This is a genomic window from Azospirillum agricola (genome assembly GCF_017876095.1).
Classification (GTDB): Bacteria; Pseudomonadota; Alphaproteobacteria; order Azospirillales; family Azospirillaceae; genus Azospirillum; species Azospirillum agricola.
On record NZ_JAGINM010000029.1, the window covers coordinates 45795 to 69479 of the forward strand.

18 protein-coding genes are annotated in these 23685 nt (G+C 69.2%); 12 read left to right on the forward strand and 6 right to left on the reverse strand.

Annotated elements, in window-relative coordinates; genetic code table 11:
• Positions 1–21: 21 nt before the first annotated feature.
• On the reverse strand, positions 22–2802 hold the full coding sequence (locus tag J2847_RS29785; protein ID WP_209782360.1) for an ATP-dependent DNA helicase: 2781 nt from the start codon (positions 2800–2802) through the stop codon (positions 22–24).
• A gap of 117 nt (positions 2803–2919) precedes the next feature.
• Here J2847_RS29785 and mtgA point away from each other — a divergent pair, with 117 nt between their 5' ends.
• A complete protein-coding gene (mtgA, locus tag J2847_RS29790; protein ID WP_209782361.1) occupies positions 2920–3594 on the forward strand; it encodes a monofunctional biosynthetic peptidoglycan transglycosylase in 675 nt (224 codons plus the stop codon).
• A 44-nt stretch (positions 3595–3638) separates the two neighbouring features.
• Here the strand turns inward: mtgA and J2847_RS29795 are convergent, their stop codons facing one another.
• Positions 3639–4142 carry a GAF domain-containing protein gene (locus tag J2847_RS29795; RefSeq protein ID WP_209782362.1) on the reverse strand — a complete coding sequence of 168 codons (504 nt, stop codon included), beginning with the start codon at positions 4140–4142 and terminating at the stop codon, positions 3639–3641.
• A 313-nt stretch (positions 4143–4455) separates the two neighbouring features.
• Here J2847_RS29795 and J2847_RS29800 point away from each other — a divergent pair, with 313 nt between their 5' ends.
• On the forward strand, positions 4456–7164 hold the full coding sequence (locus J2847_RS29800; RefSeq protein WP_209782363.1) for an EAL domain-containing protein: 2709 nt from the start codon (positions 4456–4458) through the stop codon (positions 7162–7164).
• On the opposite strand, the gene J2847_RS29805 is transcribed toward J2847_RS29800, so the two are convergent.
• Entirely contained in the window at positions 7133–7456 is a 324-nt protein-coding gene (locus tag J2847_RS29805) for a DMT family transporter (RefSeq protein WP_209782364.1), read from the reverse strand. The genes J2847_RS29800 and J2847_RS29805 overlap by 32 nt on opposite strands.
• Positions 7457–7643: 187 nt before the next feature.
• Between J2847_RS29805 and J2847_RS29810 the strand changes: the two genes are divergently transcribed.
• From J2847_RS29810 to J2847_RS29820, 3 genes are all read left to right on the forward strand, one after another.
• Positions 7644–9212 (forward strand): lysine--tRNA ligase, encoded by a 1569-nt coding sequence (locus J2847_RS29810; RefSeq protein ID WP_209782365.1) that lies wholly within the window; start codon positions 7644–7646, stop codon positions 9210–9212.
• A 455-nt stretch (positions 9213–9667) separates the two neighbouring features.
• Complete coding sequence (locus tag J2847_RS29815) at positions 9668–10582, forward strand: hypothetical protein (protein ID WP_209782366.1); 915 nt, start codon at positions 9668–9670, stop codon at positions 10580–10582.
• Positions 10583–10787: 205 nt separating this feature from the next.
• Positions 10788–11957 carry a DUF2336 domain-containing protein gene (locus J2847_RS29820; RefSeq protein WP_325169511.1) on the forward strand — a complete coding sequence of 390 codons (1170 nt, stop codon included), beginning with the start codon at positions 10788–10790 and terminating at the stop codon, positions 11955–11957.
• Between the two features lie 19 nt (positions 11958–11976).
• Here J2847_RS29820 and J2847_RS29825 read toward each other — a convergent pair whose 3' ends face one another.
• The gene (locus J2847_RS29825) at positions 11977–12441 is read right to left on the reverse strand and encodes a hypothetical protein (protein WP_209782368.1); all 465 of its coding nucleotides are present in this window, start codon (positions 12439–12441) and stop codon (positions 11977–11979) included.
• Between the two features lie 269 nt (positions 12442–12710).
• Between J2847_RS29825 and mdh the strand changes: the two genes are divergently transcribed.
• The 5 genes from mdh to odhB all read left to right on the forward strand — a co-directional run bounded on the left by mdh (position 12711) and on the right by odhB (position 20242).
• Positions 12711–13679: a malate dehydrogenase gene (mdh, locus tag J2847_RS29830; RefSeq protein ID WP_085555924.1), complete on the forward strand. Its 969-nt coding sequence runs from the start codon at positions 12711–12713 to the stop codon at positions 13677–13679.
• 134 nt (positions 13680–13813) lie between these two features.
• Positions 13814–15010 carry an ADP-forming succinate--CoA ligase subunit beta gene (sucC, locus tag J2847_RS29835; protein WP_209782369.1) on the forward strand — a complete coding sequence of 399 codons (1197 nt, stop codon included), beginning with the start codon at positions 13814–13816 and terminating at the stop codon, positions 15008–15010.
• Between the two features lies 1 nt (position 15011).
• Positions 15012–15887, forward strand: a complete 876-nt coding sequence (gene sucD, locus J2847_RS29840) for a succinate--CoA ligase subunit alpha (protein ID WP_209782370.1) — start codon at positions 15012–15014, stop codon at positions 15885–15887.
• Between the two features lie 151 nt (positions 15888–16038).
• On the forward strand, positions 16039–18945 hold the full coding sequence (locus J2847_RS29845) for a 2-oxoglutarate dehydrogenase E1 component (RefSeq protein ID WP_209782371.1): 2907 nt from the start codon (positions 16039–16041) through the stop codon (positions 18943–18945).
• A gap of 43 nt (positions 18946–18988) precedes the next feature.
• Entirely contained in the window at positions 18989–20242 is a 1254-nt protein-coding gene (gene odhB / locus J2847_RS29850; protein ID WP_209782372.1) for a 2-oxoglutarate dehydrogenase complex dihydrolipoyllysine-residue succinyltransferase, read from the forward strand.
• Positions 20243–20418: 176 nt separating this feature from the next.
• Here odhB and J2847_RS29855 read toward each other — a convergent pair whose 3' ends face one another.
• Complete coding sequence (locus tag J2847_RS29855) at positions 20419–20595, reverse strand: hypothetical protein (protein WP_209782373.1); 177 nt, start codon at positions 20593–20595, stop codon at positions 20419–20421.
• Positions 20596–20985: 390 nt separating this feature from the next.
• Here J2847_RS29855 and J2847_RS29860 point away from each other — a divergent pair, with 390 nt between their 5' ends.
• Both J2847_RS29860 and frc read left to right on the forward strand, forming a co-directional pair.
• Entirely contained in the window at positions 20986–21420 is a 435-nt protein-coding gene (locus J2847_RS29860; RefSeq protein WP_209782374.1) for a PAS domain-containing protein, read from the forward strand.
• 59 nt (positions 21421–21479) lie between these two features.
• Positions 21480–22730: a formyl-CoA transferase gene (frc, locus tag J2847_RS29865; protein WP_085555918.1), complete on the forward strand. Its 1251-nt coding sequence runs from the start codon at positions 21480–21482 to the stop codon at positions 22728–22730.
• Between the two features lie 97 nt (positions 22731–22827).
• On the opposite strand, the gene J2847_RS29870 is transcribed toward frc, so the two are convergent.
• Positions 22828–23346, reverse strand: coding sequence for a hypothetical protein (locus J2847_RS29870; protein WP_209782375.1), 519 nt, complete (start codon positions 23344–23346; stop codon positions 22828–22830).
• Between the last annotated feature and the right edge of the window lie 339 nt (positions 23347–23685).

Here is a 23685-nt window from a genome sequence, read left to right on the forward strand (position 1 = left end):
GCGCCCGCCGCTTCGGCAGCCTCACCAGCCGCGCAGGAACTCCGCCGTCTCTTCGACCGCCTGCTTCAGCCCGACCCGCTTGACCTCCACCCCCTCGGGGAAGGCGCCGCACAGGCGGGTCGGCATCATCGGGTCGAGCAGCACGAACACGCCCGTGTCGTCGGCCCGCCGCACCAGCCGGCCGAAGGCCTGCTTCAGCCGCAGGCGCGTGATCATGTCCTCGTAGCGGCGGCGGCCGAAGGCGTCGCGGCGGGCGCGGTGCAGGATGTCCGGGCGCGGCCAGGGGACGCGGTCGAACACGATCAGCCGCAAGGACCGCCCCGGCACGTCCACCCCGTCGCGCACCGCGTCGGTGCCGAGCAGGCAGGCGTGCTCCTCGCCACGGAAGATGTCGATCAGCGTCGCCACGTCGAGCGGATCGACATGCTGGGCGTAGAGCGGGATGCCGACCGCGTCGAGCGGCTCGGCGATGCGCTCGCGCACGGCGCGCAGGCGGCTGATCGCGGTGAACAGACCGAGTCCGCCGCCGCCCGCCGCCAGGAACAGCGATTTGTAGGCGGCCGACACCTGGCCCAGATCGTCCTTGCGAACGTCGTTGACCACGAAGATGCGGGTGCGGCTGGGGTAGTCGAAGGGCGACGGCACCTGCGCGCGGATCGCCGGCATCGGCAGGTGGGTGGCGCCGCAGCGGTCCTCCGCCGCGCGCCAGTCCTGCCCGACGTCGCCGGTGCCGTCGGTCAGCGTCGCCGAGGTCACCACCATGCCGTGCGCCGGCCCGGCCAGCGCCTCGGCGAAGGGAACCGTCGGGTCGACCCAGTGGCGGTAGAGCCCGACGTCGACGTCGCGCCCCTCGATGCGCTCCACCGCGAACCAGTCGACGAAGTGCGACGGCGTCTCGGTCGGCAGCGTGCGCAGCATCGAGCGCCACGCCTCGACCGTCAGGGTGCCGCGCCGGTGCAGGCTGCGCGACAGCGCGTCGATGCGGCGGCGCTGGTCGGTTTCCAGCTCGGCCGATTCGTCCTCCAGCCGCTGGGCCAGCCGGCGCGACAGCGCCTCCACCGGCTCGGACAGCTTGACCAGCGCCTGCTCCAGCTCCGCCGCCGCCTCGACCAACCCATCCACCGGGTAGGCCTTGTCGGCCTCCAGGCTGTAGACGCCGCCCTGCCCGGCGGTGCGGGCATAGACCTGCTGGCGGGCCAGCCGCAGGAAGCGCTCGACCGGCCCCTGCGGGTTGTCGGCGGTCAGCCGGGCGCCCCAGCCGTCGGTCGGCAGCACGCGGGCGCCCATCAGCACGGCGTCGAGATGGGCCAGCGCCTCCTCGTCGCCGGCGACGATGTCCTCCAGCCGGCGCTTCAGGCCGCGCGCCCGGCTGCGCCCGGTCTCCTCGGCGCCGAGCAGCCAGCGCCGCAGCTCCTGCGTCTCGCGCCCGGTCAGATGGCCGGCGAAGGCGCTGTCGGCGGCGTCGAAGACATGGTGGCCCTCGTCGAAGACATAGCGGCTGGGCAGCGTCGGCTCCTCGCCGCCGCCGAGCGCCGCCTGCACCATGACCAGCGCGTGGTTGGCGATCACGACGTCGGCCCGGCGGGCGCGCCGCACGCTCTTCTCGATGTAGCAGCGGCCGTAATGGTCGCAGGCCGAATAGATGCACTCGCCGCGCCGGTCGGCGAGACCGAGCGTCGCCCCCCGCCCGGCGATGTCGACCAGCCAGCCGGGAAAGTCGCCGCCGGTCATGTCGCCGTCGCGGGTCGCCGCCGCCCAGCGCGCCATCAGCCCGACGCCGACCGCCCCGCTTCCGGAGCCGGACTGCGGCTGGAAGTGCATGGCGCGCACCGCCTCCTCCAGGTTCAGCAGGCAGAGGTAGTTCTCGCGCCCCTTGCGCAGCACGACCTTGCGTGCCTTGGTCGCCGCGTCGGGATAGAGCCGGTCCAGCTCGGCGTCGATCTGGTGCTGGAGGTTGCGGGTGTAGGTGGAGATCCAGACGGTGCCGCCGTTCTTCTCCGCCCACACCGTCGCCGGGGCGAGGTAGCCGAGCGTCTTGCCGACGCCCGTGCCGGCCTCCGCCAGCACCACGGTCGGCGTGTCGGGCGCCGGGCGCGGGGCGAAGGCGGCGGCCACGGCGCTGGAGTAATCAGCCTGCTGCGGGCGCGGCTCGGCAACCTTGCCGGGCACCAGCGCCGACAGCATGACGGCCAGCCGGCGGCGCGCCTCGTCGGGATCGACCGGGTTCTGCGCGGGCGGCGGCGGCGGCGCGCCCTCCTCCCACTCCTTGATGCGGGTCCAGACGCGCAGGCCGGAGCGGGCGGCCCCCTTTTCCGGCCCGTCCGGCTTGCCGAGCGCCGCCAGCACGGCGGGCGCCCAGAGCCAGCCGGACCGCCCCATCTCCCAGGCGAAGGCGACCGGGTCGGAGCTTTCCTCCCGCCCCGGCGCGCCGAGGTCGCCGAGCAGCCGGCGCACCGCGCGCTGCAACGCCAGCGCCTCGCCCTCGTGCCCGTCGGGGGCGGGCAGGTCGAGCGCCTCGGCCAGCCCGCGCGGGGTCGGCACGCAGAAGCGCGCGGGATGGACGAAGGCGAACAGCTCCAGCGCGTCGAAGGCGGGGAAGCCGTCGATGCCCAGCCGGCGGGCGAAGGCGCGGGCGTGGCAGAGCAGCGGCGGCTGCCGGCGCACGCGCGACGCGGCGGCGGCCAGCGTCAGTTCCTCGACCTCGCCGTCGAGCGACAGAGCCACGACGCGGCGCGCCCCGGCCACCATGGCAAGCGCGTCGTCGAGCCGGGGAAGCTGCTCTGGGTCGGAGGTCATGTCCATCGCGCGCACTATAGGGTGCCCGTCCCCGGCAAGCGAGCGCCGCTTGCGGACGACCTGCCTGTTGACGGATGCCCCCGCCGCCCCCATTGAGAACGGCGGGTTCAGCGTGGGGGTGGCATGCGGCGGCTGTTGCGGTGGGCGCTGGTCGGGGCGTTCGGTCTGGTCGGCCTGACGGTCGCCTGGGCGTTGCTCTATCGGGTGGTTCCGGTGCCGGCGACTCCGCTGATGCTGATCCGCGCCGCCGGCGGTTCCGGCCTCGACCGCGACTGGGAGCCGCTGGAGGCGATCTCGCCCCACCTCGCCCGCGCGGTGGTCGCCGCGGAGGACACCGGCTTCTGCGGCCATGGCGGCTTCGACTGGGCCTCCATCGAGGCGGCGCTGGAGGAGAACGAGGAGGGCAAGCGGCTGCGCGGCGGCAGCACGATCAGCCAGCAGACCGCCAAGAACGCCTTCCTGTGGCCCGACCGCAGCTGGACCCGCAAGGGGGCCGAGGCCTGGTTCACCCTGCTGATCGAGGGGCTGTGGCCCAAGCGCCGCATCCTGGAGGTCTATCTGAACATCGTCGAATGGGGCGACGGGATCTACGGCGCCGAGGCCGCCGCCCGGCATCATTTCCGCAAACCCGCCTCGGCGCTGACCCGGCGGGAAGCCGCCCTGCTGGCGGTGGTGCTGCCGAGCCCGCTGCGCTGGTCGCCCGCCACGCCCAGCGCCTACGTCGCCCGCCGCGCCGGACTCATCGAGCGGCGGATGGCCGTGGTGGAGCGCGACGGGCTGGCCGGCTGCGTGCGCTGACCGCCTCCCGCAAGCCGCAAACCGCGCCGGGGGGGGGGGCCGCGTCAGGGCGGCGCGGTGCTCCCGGCCAGGAACACGGTGCCGATCAGCATCGCCGCGGATTGCAGGAAGGCGATGTCGGCGGCGCTCCACTCCCGCATCGTCCCGGACTGCTCGCAGCACAGCACGCCCACCGGCACGGTCTCGTGCAGGACGATGAAGTCCAGCAGGCTGCGGACGTCGCTGTCCTTGAAGTAGCCGTCGGCGAACCCCTTCGTCGCCGGATGGCCCAGCGCGTCGGAGGCGACGATGCGGGCGTTGTTGGTCATGGCGCGGAAATAGTCGGGATGGTCGGCGCGCGCCAGCACGATGCCGGACCGGTGCTCCCGCCGCGCGGCGTCGAACAGGTTGCGGCAGACCAGGGTCTCGTGGTCCGCGTCGAAGACCCAGACGCTGGCCCGCGACACGCCGAGCCCTTCCACGATGTCCTCGCAGGCCGCCTTCCACACATCCCCGGCCTTGGCATGGCCGACCCGCAACCCGAACACCGCAGCCCGCGTTCTGTCCATCGAAACAACCCCGCCGCCATCGCCGCGATCATCTTAATCGTCACAGTAACGGCGCAGCAACGGAATGTCGAACGCCATCGAATCATCGCACCCTCAAGCTGTGATCCGGGCCGGCCGAGGTATCGATCAGATCCAACAGCACCAACCTGCGCGCGTGATCTTCGCCGGACCTGCCGAACCTCGCGTTGCCGCTTCGCAACAAAAGGAGTAGACTCGGGATTGGACAAGGAGAAAGCGGCGGGGCAACCCGTGCGCAGGCACCGTCATCCACACAGCGCGCCTGAACACCGCCCAACAACCCGCCGGGTCCTGCATGCCATCCGTCCCTTCGCGCCTTGGATCGGGGTCGCGCCGCGCCGCCTTCGCGCTGTGCGCCACCGTGGTCCTGGCGGCCGCCGTGCCGGGATGGACGCGCGCGGCGGGCGCGGAGCCGGCCGGGCAGCCGGCCGCGCGCTCCGTCGTCCGGGTGACGATGGACGACAATTACCCGCCCTTCAGCTTCCGCGACGCGAACGGCGTCCACATGGGCATCGTGGCGGATCTGTGGGCGCTGTGGTCGCGCCGCACCGGGGTGGCGGTGGAGCTTCTGCCCACCGACTGGGGGCTGGCACGCAAGGTGATGGAGGAGGGCAAGGCCGACGTCATCGAGACGATCTTCCGCAGCCCCGCCCGCGAACGGACCCTGGCCTTCTCGGCGCCCTACGCCGCCATCGACGTGCCGATCTGGTTCAACGCCGACCTCAGCGGGATCACCGGCGCCGAATCCCTGCGCGGCTTCACGGTGGGGGTGAAGGACAGCGACTTCTGCGTCGAATGGCTGAGCGACCGCGGCATCACCGGCTTCCAGCGCTTCCCGAACTTCGAGGCGATGCTCGACGCCGCCGCCCGGCGCGATCTGCTGGTCTTCTGCATCGACGACCCGTCCGCGCGCTACTACATGGCCAGACGCGGCATCCAGGGCCAGTTCCGCTACACCGACCCGCTCTACACCGGGGAACTCCGCTGGGCGGTGCGCAAGGAGGATGCGGCGCTGTTCCAGCAGGTCGCCGACGGCTTCGCGCTGATCACCCCCGAGGAGCGCCGCGCCATCGACGAGCGCTGGTTCGGCCGCAAGCTGTCCAACCCGGCCGAATCCAACCTCCTGTCGCTGCTGGCCAGGATTCTGTTGGGGGCGCTGGCGCTGGGGGCGGTGACGCTGGTCTGGATCACGCTGCTGCGCCGGCAGGTCGACGCCAAGACCGAGAGCCTGAGCGACGCCGTCGCCGCCCTGTCGGCCAGCGAGGCGCGGTTCCGCACCATCTTCGACAGCGTCAACGACGCCATCTTCATCCACGACCTCGACGGCACCGAGATCATCCAGGCCAACCGCCGGATGATCGAGATGTACGGCATCGGCGACGTGCCGCTGTCGGCGCTCGACATCGGCATGCTGAGCGCGGGCGAGCCGCCCTACAGCCTGGAGGACGCCGTCGGCTGGGTGCGCAAGGCCGCCGACGGGGACACCCCGCTGTTCGAATGGCACGCCCGCCGGCTGGACGGCAGCCTGTTCTGGGTCGAGGTCAACATGCGCCGCGCGCCGCTCGGCGGCAGCAACCGCCGGCTGCTGGTGGTGGTGCGCGACATCACCGAACGCAAGGCGGCGCAGGAGCGCATGGAGTTCCTGGCCCACCACGACCCGCTGACGCTGCTGCCCAACCGGCTGCTGGTGCAGGACCGCGCCACCCAGGCCATTGCCCGCAGCGAGCACAACGGCCGCATCGTGGCGCTGCTGGCCGGCGACCTCGACCAGTTCAAGACGGTGAACGATTCGCTGGGCCACGGCGTCGGCGACGGGCTGCTGCGCGCGGTGGCGGAACGGCTGACGGCCTGCGTCCGCGACACCGACACGGTCAGCCGGCCGGGCGGCGACGAGTTCCTGCTGCTGCTGTCCGGCCTGCCCGACGCCGACGCGGTGGTCGAGACGGTCGCCTCGCTTCACGAGGCGATGGCCCGGCCCTTCGACATCGACGGGCACGAGCTGACCGTCACCCTGTCCTTCGGCATCGCGCTTGCCCCGATCGACGGAAGCGACTTCGCGACGCTGCTGAAGAACGCCGACACCGCCCTGCACCACGCCAAGGCCAGCGGCCGCAACACCCACCGCTTCTTCGCCGAGGCGATGAACGCCGAGGCGGTGGCCCATCTCTCGACCCGGAGCGGCCTGCGCCGGGCGCTGGAGCGCAACGAGTTCCAGGTCGCCTACCAGCCCCAGGTGGCGATCGACAGCGGCGCCGTGATCGGGGCCGAGGCGCTGCTCCGCTGGAACCACCCCGAGCGCGGGTTGATCCCGCCCGGCGACTTCATCCCCATCGCCGAGGACAGCGGGCTGATCGTGCCGATCGGCGAATGGGTGCTGCGCGAATCCTGCCGGCAGGCGGCGCGCTGGCACGAGTCCGGCCTGCCGCTGACGGTGGCGGTCAATCTCTCGGCGCGCCAGCTCCAGCGGACCGATCTGGTGCGGACGGTCACCGACGCGCTGGCCGGCAGCGGCCTCGATCCGCTCTGCCTGGAGCTGGAGCTGACCGAATCGATGCTGATCCAGAACACCGATCTGGTGGTGGAGAACATCCGCCGGCTCAAGACGCTGGGCGTGCAGCTCTCGATCGACGATTTCGGCACCGGCTACTCCAACCTGTCCTACATCGGCCGTCTGGCGGTGGACAAGCTGAAGATCGACCGCTCCTTCATCGCCGATCTCTGCCGCAACCACGACAGCGCCAAGATCACCGCCGCCGTCATCCAGATGGCCCACAACCTGAACCTGACCGCCGTCGCCGAGGGGGTCGAGGACCAGGAGACGCTGGACCAGCTTCGCCACCTGCGTTGCGACGTCGCCCAGGGCTACTTCCTCGGCCGCCCCGGCCCGGCCGAGGCGGTGGAGCGCGCCGCCCGGCAGTCGCGGCCGGCGCCCCCGCCGCTTGCCGGGAATCAGCCCCGCGAGCGGGCGCCGGTCACGCCGGGCCGCCCGCCACATGAAGGCTGACGACGCCGGCGACGATCAGCACGACGCCGAGAACCTTCATGGCGCTGAGCGTCTCGCCGAACACCAGCACGCCGATCGCGGCGATGGCCGCGGTGCCGGCCGCCGACCAGACGGCGTAGGCGATGCCGACCTCCATCGTCCTCAGCGCCTGCGCCAGCAGCGCGAAGGCCGCGACATAGCCGAGCACCACGACGGCGACCGGCCAGGGCTTCGTCAGCCCATCGGACATCTTCAGCGCCGAGGTCGCGATGACCTCCAGCGCGATCGCCGCGCCCAGATACAGCCAGCTCATCGAACACACCCGGCGGAAAGCGGAAAAGGCGGCGCGAGCCTAGCCCCCCGCCCGGCGCCCGGCAAGCCCGGCGACGGCCCCCGGACGGCTTCAACGGCGCGCACCTGCGGTTGACGGCACGCCCGCCCCGCCCTAGGGTCGTTGCCCTCTTCCATTCTTATGTTTCTGGTGTCGAAAGGGTCCGACAATGACCGGCGAGCGGGATTTGGCGTTGCAGGCGAAGGCATGGCCGTTCGAGGAGGCGCGCAAACTGGTCGCGCGCTTCGCGAAAGCGCCGCCCGCCAAAGGCTACGTCCTGTTCGAGACCGGCTACGGCCCGTCGGGTCTGCCGCATCTCGGCACCTTCGGCGAGGTGGCGCGCACCAGCATGGTGCGCCACGCCTTCCAGACCATGAGCGACTTGCCCACCAAGCTGTTCTGCTTCTCGGACGACATGGACGGGCTGCGCAAGGTCCCCGACAACATCCCCAACAAGGAGCTGGTCGCCGCCAACCTCGGCAAGCCGCTGACCCAGGTGCCCGACCCGTTCGGCACCCACGACAGCTTCGGCGCCCACAACAACGCCCGGCTGCGCGCCTTCCTCGACAGCTTCGGCTTCGAGTACGAGTTCCAGTCCTCGACCGACTGGTACAAGTCCGGCCGCTTCGACGACGCCCTGCTCGGCGTGCTGCGCCATTACGACGAGGTGATGGCGGTCATGCTGCCGACGCTGGGCGCCGAGCGGCAAGCGACCTACAGCCCCTTCCTGCCGGTCTCGCCCTCCACCGGCCGGGTCCTCCAGGTGCCGGTGCTGGAGCGCAACCTCGAGGCCGGAACCATCGTCTTCGAGGACGAGGACGGGAAGAAGGTCGAGCTGCCGGTCACCGGCGGCCATGTGAAGCTGCAATGGAAGCCCGACTGGGGCATGCGCTGGTTCGGGCTGGGCGTCGATTACGAGATGTACGGCAAGGATCTGATCCCCTCGGCCGAACTGGCCGGAAAGATCTGCCGCATCCTCGGCGGCACCCCGCCGGAGGGCTTCAACTACGAGCTCTTCCTCGACGACAAGGGCCAGAAGATCTCCAAGTCGAAGGGCAACGGCCTGACCATGGAGGAGTGGCTGGCCTACGCGCCGCCGGAGAGCCTCGCCCTCTACATGTTCCAGAAGCCGAAATCGGCCAAGCGCCTGTATTTCGACGTCATCCCGCGCGCGGTGGACGAGTACCTGACCTTCGTCGACAAGGTCCATGGCGAGGAGCCGGCCCGCAAGCTGGAGAATCCGGCCTGGCACATCCATGGCGGCAAGCCGCCGGCGGTGCGCTCGGACGTCTCCTTCATCCTGCTGCTCAATCTGGCGGCGGCGGCGAACGCCGAGACCAAGGAGACCATGTGGGGCTTCATCCGCCGCTACGCGCCCGACGCCACGCCGGAGAACAGCCCCTTCCTCGACAGCATGGTCGGCTACGCGGTCCGCTACTACCAGGACCAGATCAAGCCGTCGAAGCGCTTCCGCGCGCCCACCGACGCCGAGCGCGCGGCGCTGGAGGCCCTGCTGGTCAAGCTGGACGCGCTGCCGGCCGACGCCAAGGCCGACGTCATCCAGAACGAGGTGTTCGAGGTCGGCAAGGCGCACGGCTTCACCGAGCTGCGCGCCTGGTTCCAGGCGCTCTACGAGGTGCTGCTCGGCCAGACAACCGGTCCGCGCATGGGCTCCTTCATTCAACTTTACGGAGTTGCGGAAACCAAGGCGCTCATTCGTGAGAAGCTGGCGGCCTGACCAGTCCTTCCACAGGGAAATGGAAGGAGCGCCATCCGGCGCTTCTTCCTCTTCTTGAAAACGCGACAGTCCAGATTCGGGATCATTTGCGCCTCCCTCGAAAGGATCTTTGTTCGCGGCTTGGGCAATCTTCTGCCCGCCTGCCTATTGTGCGCGCAGAAAAAGACTTATTCCGTTCCGTGCCATGCGGATGCCGCACCGCACCAATTCCAAAAGCGTGATACCGCTAACAGGGGGAGGTCCGTATACTCCGCTTCGTTACTGCATTTTGCAGTGCGTTTCCTCCCTAGACTTCAAAGGCCGCGCCCCTCGGGGCTGCGGCCTTTTTTTCTGCCCGGACGCCGCCCGGCCCGCGCCTGTGACCGCCGTCACAGCGGGATGGATAAAATGCGCGATAAATTGTCCCATCACCGCCGCGCTTCGGACAGGCGCGGGCCGATGGGGAGCTTTCCGGGATGACGACCGATCCACCGCCCTTCGTGCGCCACCACCGCGCGGCACAGGCCCTGGTCAGCACCTTCCAGGAAGCGCTGGAGCCGCAATTCTCCAGCAAGGGCGCCCTGTCGCGCGATGATTTCACCCGCGCCGTCAACCTGATGATGGCGCATTGGCCGGCCGTCCTGCCGCTGTTCGCCGGCATCTGCCAGTCCTGCACCGCCGCCGGCTGCCGGACCGGCAAGGGCTGCGGCGGCGGGAAGCCGGACGCGGCCCCCCAGCCCGGCCCGAAGCCCGACGAACGCCGGCGGGACTTCGCGACGCGGCTGATCGTCTCCACCTTGCGGGCGCGGGTGCCGGAGGTGATGGACCCGATCACCGGCGCCCGCTTCCCCCAGATCATCGTCGGCGGCCTCCAGGCCAGCCTGAACGGCCTGTTCTACGACCGGGAATGGCAGGCGTTGAACGCCGACGCCGTCGCCATCTACAACCGCATCGGCAGCGAGCGCGACGAGAGGATCTGGGACCGCATCGCCGGCGAGGACACGCTGGCGGTGCTGGCCGACACCCTGCTCGTGCGGGTCATGCTGCGCTTCCGCCAGTTCCACCAGCAGCGCCAGGCCTTCATCCGGCGGATGACCGAGCTGCTGCGCGACCGGCGCTTCGTCTTCGCCGACGAGCATTTCGACACGCTGTTCGACAGCCTGTTCGGCCGGCTGCGCGACACTCTGCGCAGCGAGCTCGACCGCGCCCGCGTCGACATCCATTACGGCGAGGGAACCGCCGACAGCCTGCTGCGCATCTTCGACCAGTTCGACAAGCACCGGCTGGACCAGTCGCTTCCCATCAAGGCGCTGGGCGGCCGCAGCAAGCCGCGTCCGATGCTGGCCCAGCGCAGCATGCTGGGCTCCACCCCGGCGGCGAAGCGGCGCTGAACCGGGACGCTGAGGAAAAAGGGACGCAGGAGATCGGCGGTTCGCGCGTAGCCGAATTAGCCGGCTGTTAACCGAAGCTGCGGTTGCATGATGGTGCAATGCCCACGTCTCCCCACATCGGGGCATCCCTGTCGAGGCTCATGGTCCGGTGACACCCCAGCGCCCCCTCCCCCACCCTGTTCCCACGGCGGATGCCGAGGAGGGAGTGGCGCCCGAGCTGCTCGGCTATCTGTTCGACGAGCCGCCGGCCGGCAGCCTCCCGGCCCCGCTTCCCGCGCCATCCCCGGCCCGCAGGGCGGCGCAGCGGGTCGGCGACGCGCTGGTCGAGTCGCGGCTGGCCGGAATGGGAGACGCCGATGTGCGTGCCCGGCTGGCCCGCACCCTGTGCCGCCTGCTGCCCGACCTGCCGCCGGGCGGGGCGGAGACCGTCGGCGCCGTCGCCGTCCGCGCGCTGGAGCAGCTCGCCCGCGACCACATCCTGCGGGTGCGCGAGGCGCTGGCGACCGCGATCAAGGACGTCGCCTGCGCGCCGCCCGCCCTGGTGGCGACGCTGGCGCGCGACGTCGAGCGCTCGGTGGCGGAGCCGGTGCTGCGCTGCTGCGCCGCCCTGACCGACGAGGATCTGCTGGACATCGTCGCCGGCGCCCCCGCCGGCTGGGCGCTGGCGGCCATCGCGCGGCGGCGCCATGTCGGCGCCCCGCTGTCCGACGCCATCGCCGGAACCGGCGACGCCGTGGCGACCGGCATCCTGCTCGACAACAGCGGCGCCGTGATCGCCGAGCGCACGCTCGAATCCCTGGTCGAGGCGGCGGCCCGCCATCCCGACTGGCAGGCGACGCTGGCCCGCCGCCCCGCCCTGCCCCGCCGGCTGGCGGTGCGTCTGGCCGATTTCGTCGATTTGACGGTGGTCGAGGCGTTGCGCCGCCGCCCCGATTTCGACGACGCGACGGCGGCGGAGATCGCGGCGGCCACCCGCCGCCGCATCGACTGGGCGGAGGATGCCGCCCAGTCGGCCGACGGCGGCGAATCGCCGGAGCGCCGCGCCGTCCGCCTGCACCGCCAGGGCAAGCTGGACGAGACCGCGCTCGGCGACGCCCTGTCCTGGAACGAGACCGGATTCGTCCGCGCCGCCCTGACCCTGCGCGCCCGCGTGGCGCCCGACGTGGTGGACCTGATCCTCGACGCCCACGACGCGACGGCGGTGACCGCGCTGGTCTGGCGCGCCGGGCTGTCGATGCGCTGCGCCATGCAGATCCAGGCGCGCGTCGCCGGCATCCCGCCGCGCTCGATGCTCAACGCCCGGCAGGGCAGCGGTTTCCCGCTGTCCGCCACCGCCATGGAACGGCACCTGGAGCGTTACGGCATCCGCAGTTGAGCCCGGCCGGCGACCGTCCTTACGGCGTGCCGGTGCGCGGCATCGGCTGGCGCGGCGTCGCGCGGCCGGTGTGCGGCACCGGCGTGTCGGCCGACGGCTCCTTGTAATAGGGGCCGCGGTCGGTCGGCGACGCCAGCGCCTCGGCCGGGGTGACGATCTGCTCGCCCGTGCCGCCGTCGAAGGCGATCAGCGGCTGTTTGCGCACCTCGCCGCAGGCCGCCCGCTTGTCGGCGATCCCGGCCGCGTCCGAGCCGCTGAAGGTGTAGAGCGGCAGGACCAGCCCGCTGCGCTCGCCGCCGGGGATGTTGGTGAAGACGTAGTTGGTCAGCGTCCGGCAATGGGCGACGCTGACGGCGCTGGTGCTGTCGGTGACCGGCGCCGCCGCGAGCGCCGCCTCGTAGTCCGCGACGGTTTGCCCCAGCGCCCCGCCGGCCAGCAGCGCCAGCGGCAGGGACACGGACAGCAAAGTGGTGAAACGGGCCATGGACGCTCTCCCTTGAACCTTCGTGAACGGGTCGCGAAACGATTGGATATCCTACGCATAGAACCCGGCGATCCTGTCGCGCGCAATGAAGATCGGGGCTGCGGCACTGCGCTGCAACAGCAGCGTTGCGGTCACGCTTGCTCTCCGCGACAAAACGCGCTACCAACCATCCCGAAATCTCGGGGCGCTGGATCCCTAAGACGTTAGAATGACCATTGGTTCTAGTCTCCCGCTGAATGGGGGACGCTCAACGTTTTAGGAAACGCTCCATGGCTCGCAAGAAGATTGCGCTCGTTGGTGCCGGCCAGATCGGCGGCACGCTGGCCCTGCTCGCTGCCCAGAAGGAACTGGGCGACGTCGTCCTGTTCGACATCGCCGAAGGCATGCCGGCCGGCAAGGCGCTGGATCTGGCCGAGACGGCCCCGGTCGAGGGCTACAACGCCAGCCTGACCGGCGGCAACGACTACTCGGTCATCGAGGGCGCCGACGTCGTGATCGTCACCGCCGGCATCCCACGCAAGCCGGGCATGAGCCGCGACGACCTGATCGGCATCAACAGCGGCGTCTGCAAGACCGTCGGCGAGGCCATCGGCAAGTATGCCCCCAACGCCTTCGTGATCGTCATCACCAACCCGCTCGACGTCATGGTGTGGGTGCTGCAGCAGGCCTCCGGCCTGCCGCCGGAGCGCGTGGTCGGCATGGCCGGCGTGCTCGACTCGGCGCGCTTCCGCTTCTTCCTGGCCGAGGAGTTTAACGTCTCGGTCGAGGACGTCACCGCCTTCGTGCTGGGCGGCCACGGCGACACCATGGTCCCGCTCGTCCGCTACTCGACCGTCGCCGGCATCCCGCTGCCCGATCTGGTCAAGCTCGGCTGGACCACGCAGGAGAAGCTCGACCAGATCGTCCAGCGCACCCGTGACGGCGGCGCCGAGATCGTCAAGCTGCTGAAGACCGGCTCGGCCTTCTACGCCCCGGCCGCCTCGGCCATCCAGATGGCGGAAGCCTACCTCAAGGACCAGAAGCGCGTCCTGCCGGTCGCCGCCCACCTGACCGGCCAGTACGGCCAGGACGACCTGTATGTCGGCGTTCCCGTGATCATCGGCGCCGGCGGCGTCGAGAAGATCATCGAGATCGAGCTGAACGACGACGAAAAGGCGATGTTCCAGAACTCGGTCGACGCCGTGAAGACCCTGGTCGACGTCGTCAAGAAGCAGGAAGCCGAGAAGGCCGCCTCCTAAGGCCCTTCCCGCGGCCCGGCCTCCACCCCATCTCCCACAGGTCGGGAGCGGGTGCCGGAGGCCGGGCCGCGGCGGTTCCCCATCGTCAGTCGATCCGATCTCGTCAGCCGAACCAAAAAACAGATGGACGCCCGATGAACATCCATGAGTATCAGGCCAAAAGCCTGCTGAAGAAGTACGGCGTCGCGGTTCCCCGCGGCGGCGTTGCCTACACCCCGCAGGAGGCCGAGACGGTCGCCCGCGAGCTGGGCGGTCCGGTCTGGGTCGTGAAGTCCCAGATCCACGCCGGCGGCCGTGGCGCCGGGCGCTTCAAGGACAACCCCGAGGGCAAGGGCGGCGTCCGCGTCGTCAAGTCCATCGAGGACGTGGGCAAGAACGCCGGCGAGATGCTGAACCACGTTCTGGTCACCAAGCAGACCGGTCCGGAAGGCCGCGAGGTCAAGCGCCTCTACGTCGAGGAAGGCGCCGACATCAAGCGCGAGCTGTATCTCGGCATGCTGACCGACCGCGCCACCGGCCGCGTCACCATCATGGCGTCCACCGAGGGCGGCATGGAGATCGAGGAGGTCGCCCACAACACGCCGGAGAAGATCGTCAAGGTCGCCATCGACCCGGCGACCGGCATCCAGGGCTACCACACCCGCAAGGTCGCTTTCGCGCTGGGTCTCGAGGGCAAGCAGGTCGGCGCCGCCGCCAAGTTCATCACGGCCGCCTACAAGGCGTTCGTCGATCTGGACTGCGCGATCGTCGAGATCAACCCGCTGATCGTCACCGGCTCGGGCGACATCCTGGCGCTCGACGCCAAGATCAGCTTCGACGACAACGCGCTGTTCCGCCACAAGGACGTCGAAGAGCTGCGCGACGAGGCCGAAGAGGATCCGTACGAGATCGAGGCCGCCAAGCACAGCCTCAACTACGTCAAGCTCGACGGCAACATCGGCTGCATGGTGAACGGCGCCGGCCTGGCGATGGCCACCATGGACATCATCAAGCTGTACGGCGGCGAACCGGCCAACTTCCTCGACGTCGGCGGCGGCGCCACCAAGGAGCGCGTCACCGCGGCCTTCAAGCTGATCCTCTCGGACAGCAACGTCGAAGGCATCCTGGTGAACATCTTCGGCGGCATCATGCGCTGCGACGTCATCGCCGAGGGCGTGGTGGCTGCCGCGCGCGAAGTGCACCTGCACGTGCCGCTGGTCGTCCGCCTGGAGGGCACCAACGTCGATCTGGGCAAGAAGATCCTGGCCGAATCCGGCCTGCCGATCCTCTCGGCCGACAACCTCGCCGACGCCGCCGAGAAGGTGGTCAAGGCCGTGAAGGAGGCCGCGTGAAATGGCTGTTCTCGTCGATAAGAACACGAAGGTGATCTGCCAGGGCTTCACCGGAGCCCAGGGCACCTTCCACTCCGAGCAGGCCATCGCCTACGGCACCAAGATGGTCGGTGGCGTGACCCCCGGCAAGGGCGGCGCCAAGCACCTCGACCTGCCGATCTTCGACACGGTCGCCGACGCGGTCGAGAAGACCGGCGCCAACGCGTCGGTGATCTACGTGCCGCCGCCCTTCGCGGCCGACGCGATCCTGGAAGCCATCGACGCCGAGATCCCGCTGGTCGTCTGCATCACCGAGGGCATCCCGGTGCTCGACATGGTGCGCGTCAAGCGCGCCCTGAACGGCTCGGCGACCCGCCTGATCGGCCCGAACTGCCCCGGCATCATCACGCCGGACGAGTGCAAGATCGGCATCATGCCCGGCCACATCCACAAGCGCGGCAAGATCGGCATCGTGTCCCGCTCGGGCACGCTGACCTACGAGGCCGTCGCGCAGACCACGGCGGCCGGTCTGGGGCAGACCACCTGCATCGGCATCGGCGGCGACCCGGTCAACGGCACCAACTTCGTCGACAGCCTGGAGCTGTTCGTGAAGGACCCGGAGACCGAGGGCATCATCATGATCGGCGAGATCGGCGGCGACGCCGAGGTCAAGGGCGCCGAGTTCCTCAAGGCGTCGGGCACCAGGAAGCCGGTCGTCGGCTTCATCGCCGGCCGCACCGCCCCTCCGGGCCGCCGCATGGGCCACGCGGGTGCCGTGATTTCCGGCGGCAACGACACCGCCGACTTCAAGATCGACTTCATGAAGTCGGTCGGCATCGCCGTCGCCGACAGCCCCGCTTCGCTTGGCTCGACCATGCTGAAGGTGTTCAAGGGCTGAGGTACAGGCGGGGGACGCCGTCCCCCGCCACCCCCTGCCAAGGGCCGGCGGCCCTTGGATCCCGACTCGCACCGGGATCCGGAGGCCGCCGCGCTTTCCAGACGCACAAAAGAACCCACACAGGGAATCGGGCGAAAGCCCGAAGTGAATCATGTCGGCAAATTTGGAGCAGACCTCGTTCCTCTTCGGATCGAACGCTGGTTACGTCGCCGAACTCTACGCCCGCTTCCTCACGGATCCCGCCGCGGTCGATCCGAGCTGGAACGGCTTCTTCAAGGACCTGGACGACGATTCGCGCGCCGTGCTCGACGAGCTGCGCGGCGCCTCCTGGACCTTGCGGGACGATGAGACGAACGGGGCTGCCCCGGAGACCACCGGCGGCAACGGCTTCGCCGGCCCCGCCAACGGCGGCCTCGTCGCCCACGCGCAGGCCGTCCATGGCGGCATCAGCCCGCAGCAACTGCGCGCGGCGACCCTCGACAGCATCCGCGCCCTGATGCTGATCCGCGTCTTCCGCGTGCGCGGCCACATGAACGCGCATTTCGACCCGCTGGGCCTGGAAAAGCGCGAGCCGCACCCGGAACTCGATCCGGCGACCTACGGCTTCGGCCCCGGCGACCTCGACCGCCCGATCTTCCTGAACTACTCGCTCGGCCTGGAAACGGCGACGCTGCGCCAGATCCTCGACATCCTGCACAAGACCTACTGCGGGACGATCGGCGTCGAGTTCATGCACATCCAGGACCCCGAAGAGAAGGCTTGGATCCAGGAGCGCATCGAGGGCGGCCGCAACCACACCGACTTCACGGTGAACGGCAAGCGCGCCATCCTGGAGCGCCTGACCGCCGCCGAGGGCTTCGAGAAGTTCCTCCAGCTGAAGTACACCGGCACCAAGCGCTTCGGCCTTGAGGGCGGCGAGTCGATGATCCCGGCGCTGGAGCAGATCCTCAAGCGCGGCGGCCAGCTCGGCCTCAAGGAGGTCGTCGTCGGCATGGCCCATCGCGGCCGTCTGAACGTGCTGACCAACTTCATGGGCAAGCCCTTCTCGGCGGTCTTCTCCGAGTTCCAGGGCAACCCGTCGAGCCCGACCGACGTCCAGGGCTCGGGCGACGTGAAGTACCATCTCGGCACCTCGTCGGACCGCGACTTCAACGGCAACATCGTCCACCTGTCGCTGACCGCCAACCCGTCCCACCTGGAATGGGTCAACCCGGTCGTGCTCGGCAAGGTGCGCGCCAAGCAGCAGCAGCGCCGCGACCTGGAACGCGAGCAGGTGATGGGCGTGCTGATCCACGGCGACGCCGCCTTCGCCGGCCAGGGCATCGTCGCCGAGACGCTCGGCCTGTCGGAGCTGCGCGGCTACCGCACCGGCGGCACCATGCACTTCATCATCAACAACCAGATCGGCTTCACCACGAACCCGACCTACTCGCGCTCGGGCGTCTACTGCTCCGACATGGCGAAGATGGTGCAGGCGCCGATCTTCCACGTGAACGGCGACGACCCCGAGGCCGTGGTCCATGTCAGCCGCATGGCCATCGAGTTCCGCCAGAAGTTCAAGCGCGACGTCGTCGTCGACATGGTGTGCTACCGCCGCCACGGCCACAACGAGGGCGACGAGCCGGGCTTCACCCAGCCGCTGATGTACAAGAAGATCCGCGCCCACGCGACGACGCGCGAGCTGTACGCCAAGCAGCTGGTCGACGAGAGCGTCATCACCCAGGCCGAGAGCGACCAGATCACCAGCGACTTCATGAAGAAGCTGGAAGCCGAGTTCGAGGCGTCGAGCACCTACAAGCCCAACAAGGCCGACTGGCTGGAAGGCAAGTGGGCGGGTCTCCAGCAGCAGGACGAACAGACCGAGCACCGCGGCAACACCGGCGTCTCGCTCGACCTCCTGAAGGAGATCGGCCTGAAGCTCTGCCAGTATCCCAAGGACTTCGCGATCAACCCGAAGATCGCCCGCCAGCTCGAGGCCAAGAAGAAGGCCATCGAGACCGGCGAGGGCATCGACTGGGCGACCGCCGAGGCGCTGGCCTACGGCTCGCTGCTCGTCGAGGGCACCGGCGTCCGCCTGTCGGGCCAGGATTCCGGCCGCGGCACCTTCTCGCACCGCCATGCGGTGATGTACGACCAGAACACCGAAGAGAAGTACCTGCCGCTGACCAACCTCCACCCGGAGCAGGGCACCTTCGAGGTTCACGACAGCCCGCTGTCGGAAGCGGCCGTCGTCGGCTACGAGTACGGCTACTCGCTGGCCGAGCCGCACAATCTGGTCCTGTGGGAGGCGCAGTTCGGCGACTTCGCCAACACCGCGCAGACCATCATCGACCAGTTCATCTCGTCGGGCGAATCCAAGTGGCTGCGCATGTCCGGCCTGGTCCTGCTGCTGCCGCACGGCTACGAGGGCCAGGGGCCGGAGCATTCGTCCGCCCGTCCGGAGCGCTTCCTCCAGAACTCCGCCGAGGACAACTGGCAGATCTGCAACGTCACGACCCCGGCCAACCTGTTCCACATCTTCCGCCGCCAGGTCCGCCGCTCCTTCCGCAAGCCGCTGGTCCTCTTCACGCCGAAGTCGCTGCTGCGCCACAAGCTCTGCATCTCCGACCTCGCCGAGCTGGGGCCGAACACCAGCTTCCACCGCGTGCTCGGCGAGACCGCCAACGATCTGGTCGAGAACGAGAAGATCCGCCGCGTCGTCGTCTGCTCCGGCAAGGTCTATTACGACCTCTTGCAGGAACGCATGAGCCGCGGCATCAAGGACGTCGTCCTCATCCGCCTGGAGCAGCTCTACCCCTTCCCCAAGACCACCATGGCCAAGGAGTTCGCGAAATACCCGAACGCCGAGGTCGTCTGGTGCCAGGAGGAGCCGGAGAACCAGGGCGGCTGGACCTTCGTCGACCGCCGCATCGAGGGCTGCCTGAAGGCCACCGACCACAAGGCGGGCCGTCCGGTCTACGCCGGCCGCCCGGCCACCGCGTCGCCCGCGACCGGCCTGCTGAAGCGCCACAACCAGGAGCAGGCCAAGCTGCTGGACGACGCGCTGACGGTCCGGTAATCCGTTCACCCAAGCGACCAAAAAAAGACGAACTGAGGAAGTCATGGCTACCGAAATCAAGGTCCCCACGCTGGGTGAATCCGTCTCCGAGGCGACCATCGCCCGCTGGCTGAAGAAGGTCGGCGACAGCGTCGCCGTCGACGAGCCGCTGGTCGAGCTGGAAACCGACAAGGTCACGCTGGAGGTCAACGCGACCGCCGCCGGCGTCCTGGCCGAGATCGTCGCCCCCGAGGGCGACAACGTCGGCGTCGGCGCCCTGCTGGGCGTCATCACCGAGGGTGCGGCCGGTGCCGCCGCCGCTCCGGCGGCCGCTGCCGCCCCAGCTCCGGCGGCTGCTCCGGCGGCGGCTCCGGCCGCCGCCCCGGCGCCCGCCGCGGCTCCCGGCAACATCGCCGCCTCCGGCCCGGCCGCCCGCAAGCTGGCCGACGAGAAGGGCGTCGACACCGCCTCCATCGCCGGCACCGGCAAGGATGGCCGCATCACCAAGGGCGACGTGCTGGCCGCCCCGGCCAAGCCCGCCGCGTCGGCTCCGGCCACCGCCGCCCCCGCGCCCAAGTTCCAGTGGGCCACCGGCACCCAGGGCGAGCGGCCGCGCGCCGCGCAGGAGGAGCGGGTCCGCATGACCCGCCTGCGCCAGCGCATCGCCGAGCGCCTGAAGGAGGCCCAGAACAGCGCCGCCATGCTGACCACCTTCAACGAGGTGGACATGAGCGCGGCGATGGCTCTGCGCTCGGAGTACAAGGACTTCTTCGAGAAGCGCCACAAGGTGCGTCTCGGCTTCATGTCCTTCTTCGTGAAGGCCGCCATCCAGGCGCTGAAGGAAATCCCGGCGGTCAACGCCGAGATCGACGGCACCGACATCGTCTACAAGAACTACTACGACATCGGCGTCGCCGTCGGCACGCCGCAGGGTCTGGTGGTTCCGGTCATCCGCGACGCCGACAAGCTGGACTTCGCCGGCGTCGAGGGCACCATCGCCGCCCTTGGCAAGAAGGGCCGCGACGGCAAGCTGTCGATGGACGAGCTGACCGGCGGCACCTTCACCATCTCGAACGGCGGCGTCTACGGCTCGCTGATGTCGACCCCGATCATCAACCCGCCGCAGTCGGCCATCCTCGGCATGCACAAGACCATGGACCGCGCGGTCGTGGTCAACGGCAAGGTCGAGGTCCGTCCGATGATGTACCTCGCGCTCTCCTACGACCACCGCATCATCGACGGCAAGGAAGCGGTCACCTTCCTCGTCCGCATCAAGGAGCTGATCGAGGATCCGCGCCGCCTGCTGCTGGACGTCTGAGCCGAGTTTCCGACAAGGGACTGCGGAAGGGCTCCGCCCTCCGCAGCAACCCACCCGCCAGGGGCCCGACCGCCCTTGGAACCCTCGAAAGGGCGCCGAAAGGCGCCCTTTTTTCTATGGCGTGCGCCTCCCGTTCCTGGACGGCCTCGGTGCTGGGGGGGGTACCCCCAACCGTCTCAACCGCCATCGCCACATCCCTGGATCGCGAGTCGTCGGGAAGCACCGGCGTCGGCGCCTTCTCCTCTCGCCGAGTGATCCATTTCGTCGGCAAAGCCGTCGGCGACATCGGCGCCGCTCCGGAAGCCGTCCGCGACCGCGTGACCGCCGCTCATCGCGATGAACGGCTTCGTCATCCTCGACGAGTTGACGCAAGGGATCCGCCCCAACCGGCTGGCGGCCCTGGTTTTCCCTGCCTTTCCGCCGCCGTCCCACAGCGTGGCCGTCCCCTCCCACTCTGTTCGCATCCGCAATAGTTCGGAGCGCTTTCAATTGCGCTTGCCTTGGATTGGTATCTGGTATACCGTATCGATAATGTCAGTGCGCGGCCGCTCCAAGGGCCCTCCACACCGGCAAGAAGTCGCTGCGGGTCAAGCCGGCGTCTCGAACGGTGCCGAGGCCGGACGCCCGAAAAGCGTCGAGGAGATCGGAATGAAGCCAACGCCGAAAAGCGCGCGAACGCTCGGCATCCCTTTCACGAACCCGCGCTCCTGCGGGTCGCGTCCCTTCCTGGTGCGAGGCCCGTCATGACCACGGACATCGATTACGCCCAACTGGTCGCAGCCATCGGCGACGCGGTGATCGTGTCGGACACGCAGGGCGCCATCACCCTGTGGAACGCGGCGGCCGAACGCATGTTCGGCTTCACCCAGGCCGAAGCGCTCGGCCAGTCGCTCGACCTCATCATCCCGGAGCGCCAGCGCCAGCGTCACTGGGACGGTTACGACAAGACCATGCGGACGGGCCTGACCCGTTACGGCAACGACGTGCTGCGGGTGCCGGCGCTGCACAAGGACGGCCACGCCCTATCCATCGCCTTCACCGTGGCGCTGCTGCGCAAGCCCGACGGCAGCGTTGACACCATCGTCGCCGTCGTCCGCGACGAGACCGCCCGCTTCGCCGAGGACCGCAAGCTGCGGCGCCGACTGGCGGATCTCGAAGCCCTCAAGGCCAACGCCTGAGCCCCGACACCGCCCACCCCAACACCGCCACAAGACAACGAAAAGGGAGAGTAGAAGTCATGAGTAAGCCACTGGACGGGATCAAGATCATCGACTTCACCCACGTTCAGGCCGGCCCCGCCTGCACGCAGCTTCTGGCGTGGTACGGCGCGGACGTGATCAAGGTCGAACGGCCGGGTGCGGGCGATGTCACCCGCTCGCAATTGCGCGACATTCCGGACGCCGACGCCCTCTACTTCACCATGCTGAACAGCAACAAGCGCTCGCTGACGCTGGACACCAAGACCGCCGAGGGCAAGGAGGTGCTGGAGCGCCTGATCCGCGAGTCGGACGTCCTGGTGGAGAATTTCGGCCCCGGCGCGCTCGACCGCATGGGCTTCACCTGGGAGCGCATCAACGAGCTGAATCCCGGCCTGATCGTCGCCTCGGTCAAGGGCTTCAGCGACGGCCACCATTACCAGGACCTCAAGGTCTACGAGAACGTCGCCCAGTGCGCCGGCGGCGCCGCCTCAACCACCGGCTTCTGGGACGGCCCGCCGACCGTCAGCGCCGCGGCGCTGGGCGACAGCAACACCGGCATGCATCTGGCAATCGGCATCCTGACCGCGCTGATGCACCGCACCAAGACCGGCAAGGGCCAGAAGGTCGCCGTGTCGATGCAGGACAGCGTGCTGAACCTCTGCCGCGTCAAGCTGCGCGACCAGCAGCGCCTCGACCGCGTCGGCTACCTTGAGGAGTACCCGCAGTACCCGCACGGCACCTTCTCGGACGTCGTGCCGCGCGGCGGCAACGCCGGCGGCGGCGGTCAGCCGGGTTGGGTGCTGAAGTGCAAGGGCTGGGAGACCGACCCCAACGCCTACATCTACTTCACCATCCAGGGCCACGCCTGGGCGCCGATCTGCAAGGCGCTGGGCCGTCCGGAATGGATCGACGACCCGGCCTACAACACCGCCCTGGCGCGCCAGGACAAGATCTTCGACATCTTCGCCTTCATCGAGGAGTGGCTGTCGAACAAGACCAAGTTCGAGGCCGTCGACATCCTGCGCAAGTTCGACATCCCCTGCGCGCCAGTGCTGTCGATGAAGGAGATCGCCAACGATCCGTCTCTGCGCGCCAGCGGCACGGTCGTCGAGGTCGACCACAAGCAGCGCGGCAAGTATCTGACGGTCGGCAGCCCGATCAAGTTCTCCGACATGACGGTCGAGGTCACCGGATCGCCGCTGCTCGGCGAGCACACCGACGAGGTTCTCGCCGGCCTGGGCTACACACCGGATCAGATCGCCGCCATGCACGAGCATCGGGTGGTCTGAGAAGCGGCCTTCCCATGAAACGGAAAACGGCGCCCGCAGGGGCGCCGTTTTTCGTTCGGCATGATGCCGGTCCGGGCTGCGCCCCTGTGGAAGGCCGTCAGGACGCCCTGCGGATCGCCGCCGGGCTGGCGACCGTCACGGAGAGTCGTTGCCGGTTGGCAGCCTGGGGAAAGCGCAGAACAGCCCCGGCCGGCACATTCTGGGCCATCTGCGGCTGGGTGCCGTTCAGCGCCCAATTGTAGGCCGCCGCGATCTGCACGCGGTCGCGCCCCTCCACCGCGAGGATCCGGGTTTTGCGCGCGGGATCCGCCCCACCCGCGGCCCGCCCGACTTGATCGGCTTGCCAGGCATCCATGGCGATCAGGGCGCAGCGTTCGACCAGCGCGCCCTTGACGATGTCGAGCAGAACGGTTGCGATCAACGGCTGGAACATCGCACCATCAGCGCTGTTGAGGCCGCGAACATCGGCGATGAGGCTCCAGCCCCGCCCATATCCGTTGCAGCGGTCGGCGGCCTCCCGCAGCGCGGTTTGCCAGAGCCTGATCTCCGCATCGGACAAAGCCTTCGGGAGAATGGTGTGAATACCCCAGGCGTTTATGGCGATTGAGAAGTCCATCACGATCCATCTCCTTGCCGCTTCTCCGGCCCGCCTCTTCAGCCGATTGCCGGCCGTGCTCGGGCTGACGCAGAGGACTGGACGAGCGCCTCGCGTGACGATGGGAATACACATGATCGATGTCGCCCTGATGTCGGCACCATCATGAATCGAACACACGGAATTTCCGACGTGACACAAGGAAGCGGCGTGGTCGAAGCCACAGCACGGGCGAAATGGATGGTCGCTTCTGTCTGGAGACGAAGAAAAGCCCCTGAAAGCGAAGCTTTCAGGGGCTTTGATTTGGTTGCGGGGGCAGGATTTGAACCTGCGGCCTTCAGGTTATGAGCCTGACGAGCT

Bases quoted from the DNA above. Each gene is read 5' to 3' on its own strand.
- J2847_RS29785 (WP_209782360.1), bottom strand. From the start codon at position 2,802: ATGGACATGACCTCCGACCCAGAGCAGCTTCCCCGGCTCGACGACGCG.
- mtgA (WP_209782361.1), top strand. From the start codon at position 2,920: ATGCGGCGGCTGTTGCGGTGGGCGCTGGTCGGGGCGTTCGGTCTGGTC.
- J2847_RS29795 (WP_209782362.1), bottom strand. From the start codon at position 4,142: ATGGACAGAACGCGGGCTGCGGTGTTCGGGTTGCGGGTCGGCCATGCC.
- J2847_RS29800 (WP_209782363.1), top strand. From the start codon at position 4,456: ATGCCATCCGTCCCTTCGCGCCTTGGATCGGGGTCGCGCCGCGCCGCC.
- J2847_RS29805 (WP_209782364.1), bottom strand. From the start codon at position 7,456: ATGAGCTGGCTGTATCTGGGCGCGGCGATCGCGCTGGAGGTCATCGCG.
- J2847_RS29810 (WP_209782365.1), top strand. From the start codon at position 7,644: ATGACCGGCGAGCGGGATTTGGCGTTGCAGGCGAAGGCATGGCCGTTC.
- J2847_RS29815 (WP_209782366.1), top strand. From the start codon at position 9,668: ATGACGACCGATCCACCGCCCTTCGTGCGCCACCACCGCGCGGCACAG.
- J2847_RS29825 (WP_209782368.1), bottom strand. From the start codon at position 12,441: ATGGCCCGTTTCACCACTTTGCTGTCCGTGTCCCTGCCGCTGGCGCTG.
- mdh (WP_085555924.1), top strand. From the start codon at position 12,711: ATGGCTCGCAAGAAGATTGCGCTCGTTGGTGCCGGCCAGATCGGCGGC.
- sucC (WP_209782369.1), top strand. From the start codon at position 13,814: ATGAACATCCATGAGTATCAGGCCAAAAGCCTGCTGAAGAAGTACGGC.
- sucD (WP_209782370.1), top strand. From the start codon at position 15,012: ATGGCTGTTCTCGTCGATAAGAACACGAAGGTGATCTGCCAGGGCTTC.
- J2847_RS29845 (WP_209782371.1), top strand. From the start codon at position 16,039: ATGTCGGCAAATTTGGAGCAGACCTCGTTCCTCTTCGGATCGAACGCT.
- odhB (WP_209782372.1), top strand. From the start codon at position 18,989: ATGGCTACCGAAATCAAGGTCCCCACGCTGGGTGAATCCGTCTCCGAG.
- J2847_RS29855 (WP_209782373.1), bottom strand. From the start codon at position 20,595: ATGACGAAGCCGTTCATCGCGATGAGCGGCGGTCACGCGGTCGCGGAC.
- J2847_RS29860 (WP_209782374.1), top strand. From the start codon at position 20,986: ATGACCACGGACATCGATTACGCCCAACTGGTCGCAGCCATCGGCGAC.
- frc (WP_085555918.1), top strand. From the start codon at position 21,480: ATGAGTAAGCCACTGGACGGGATCAAGATCATCGACTTCACCCACGTT.
- J2847_RS29870 (WP_209782375.1), bottom strand. From the start codon at position 23,346: ATGGACTTCTCAATCGCCATAAACGCCTGGGGTATTCACACCATTCTC.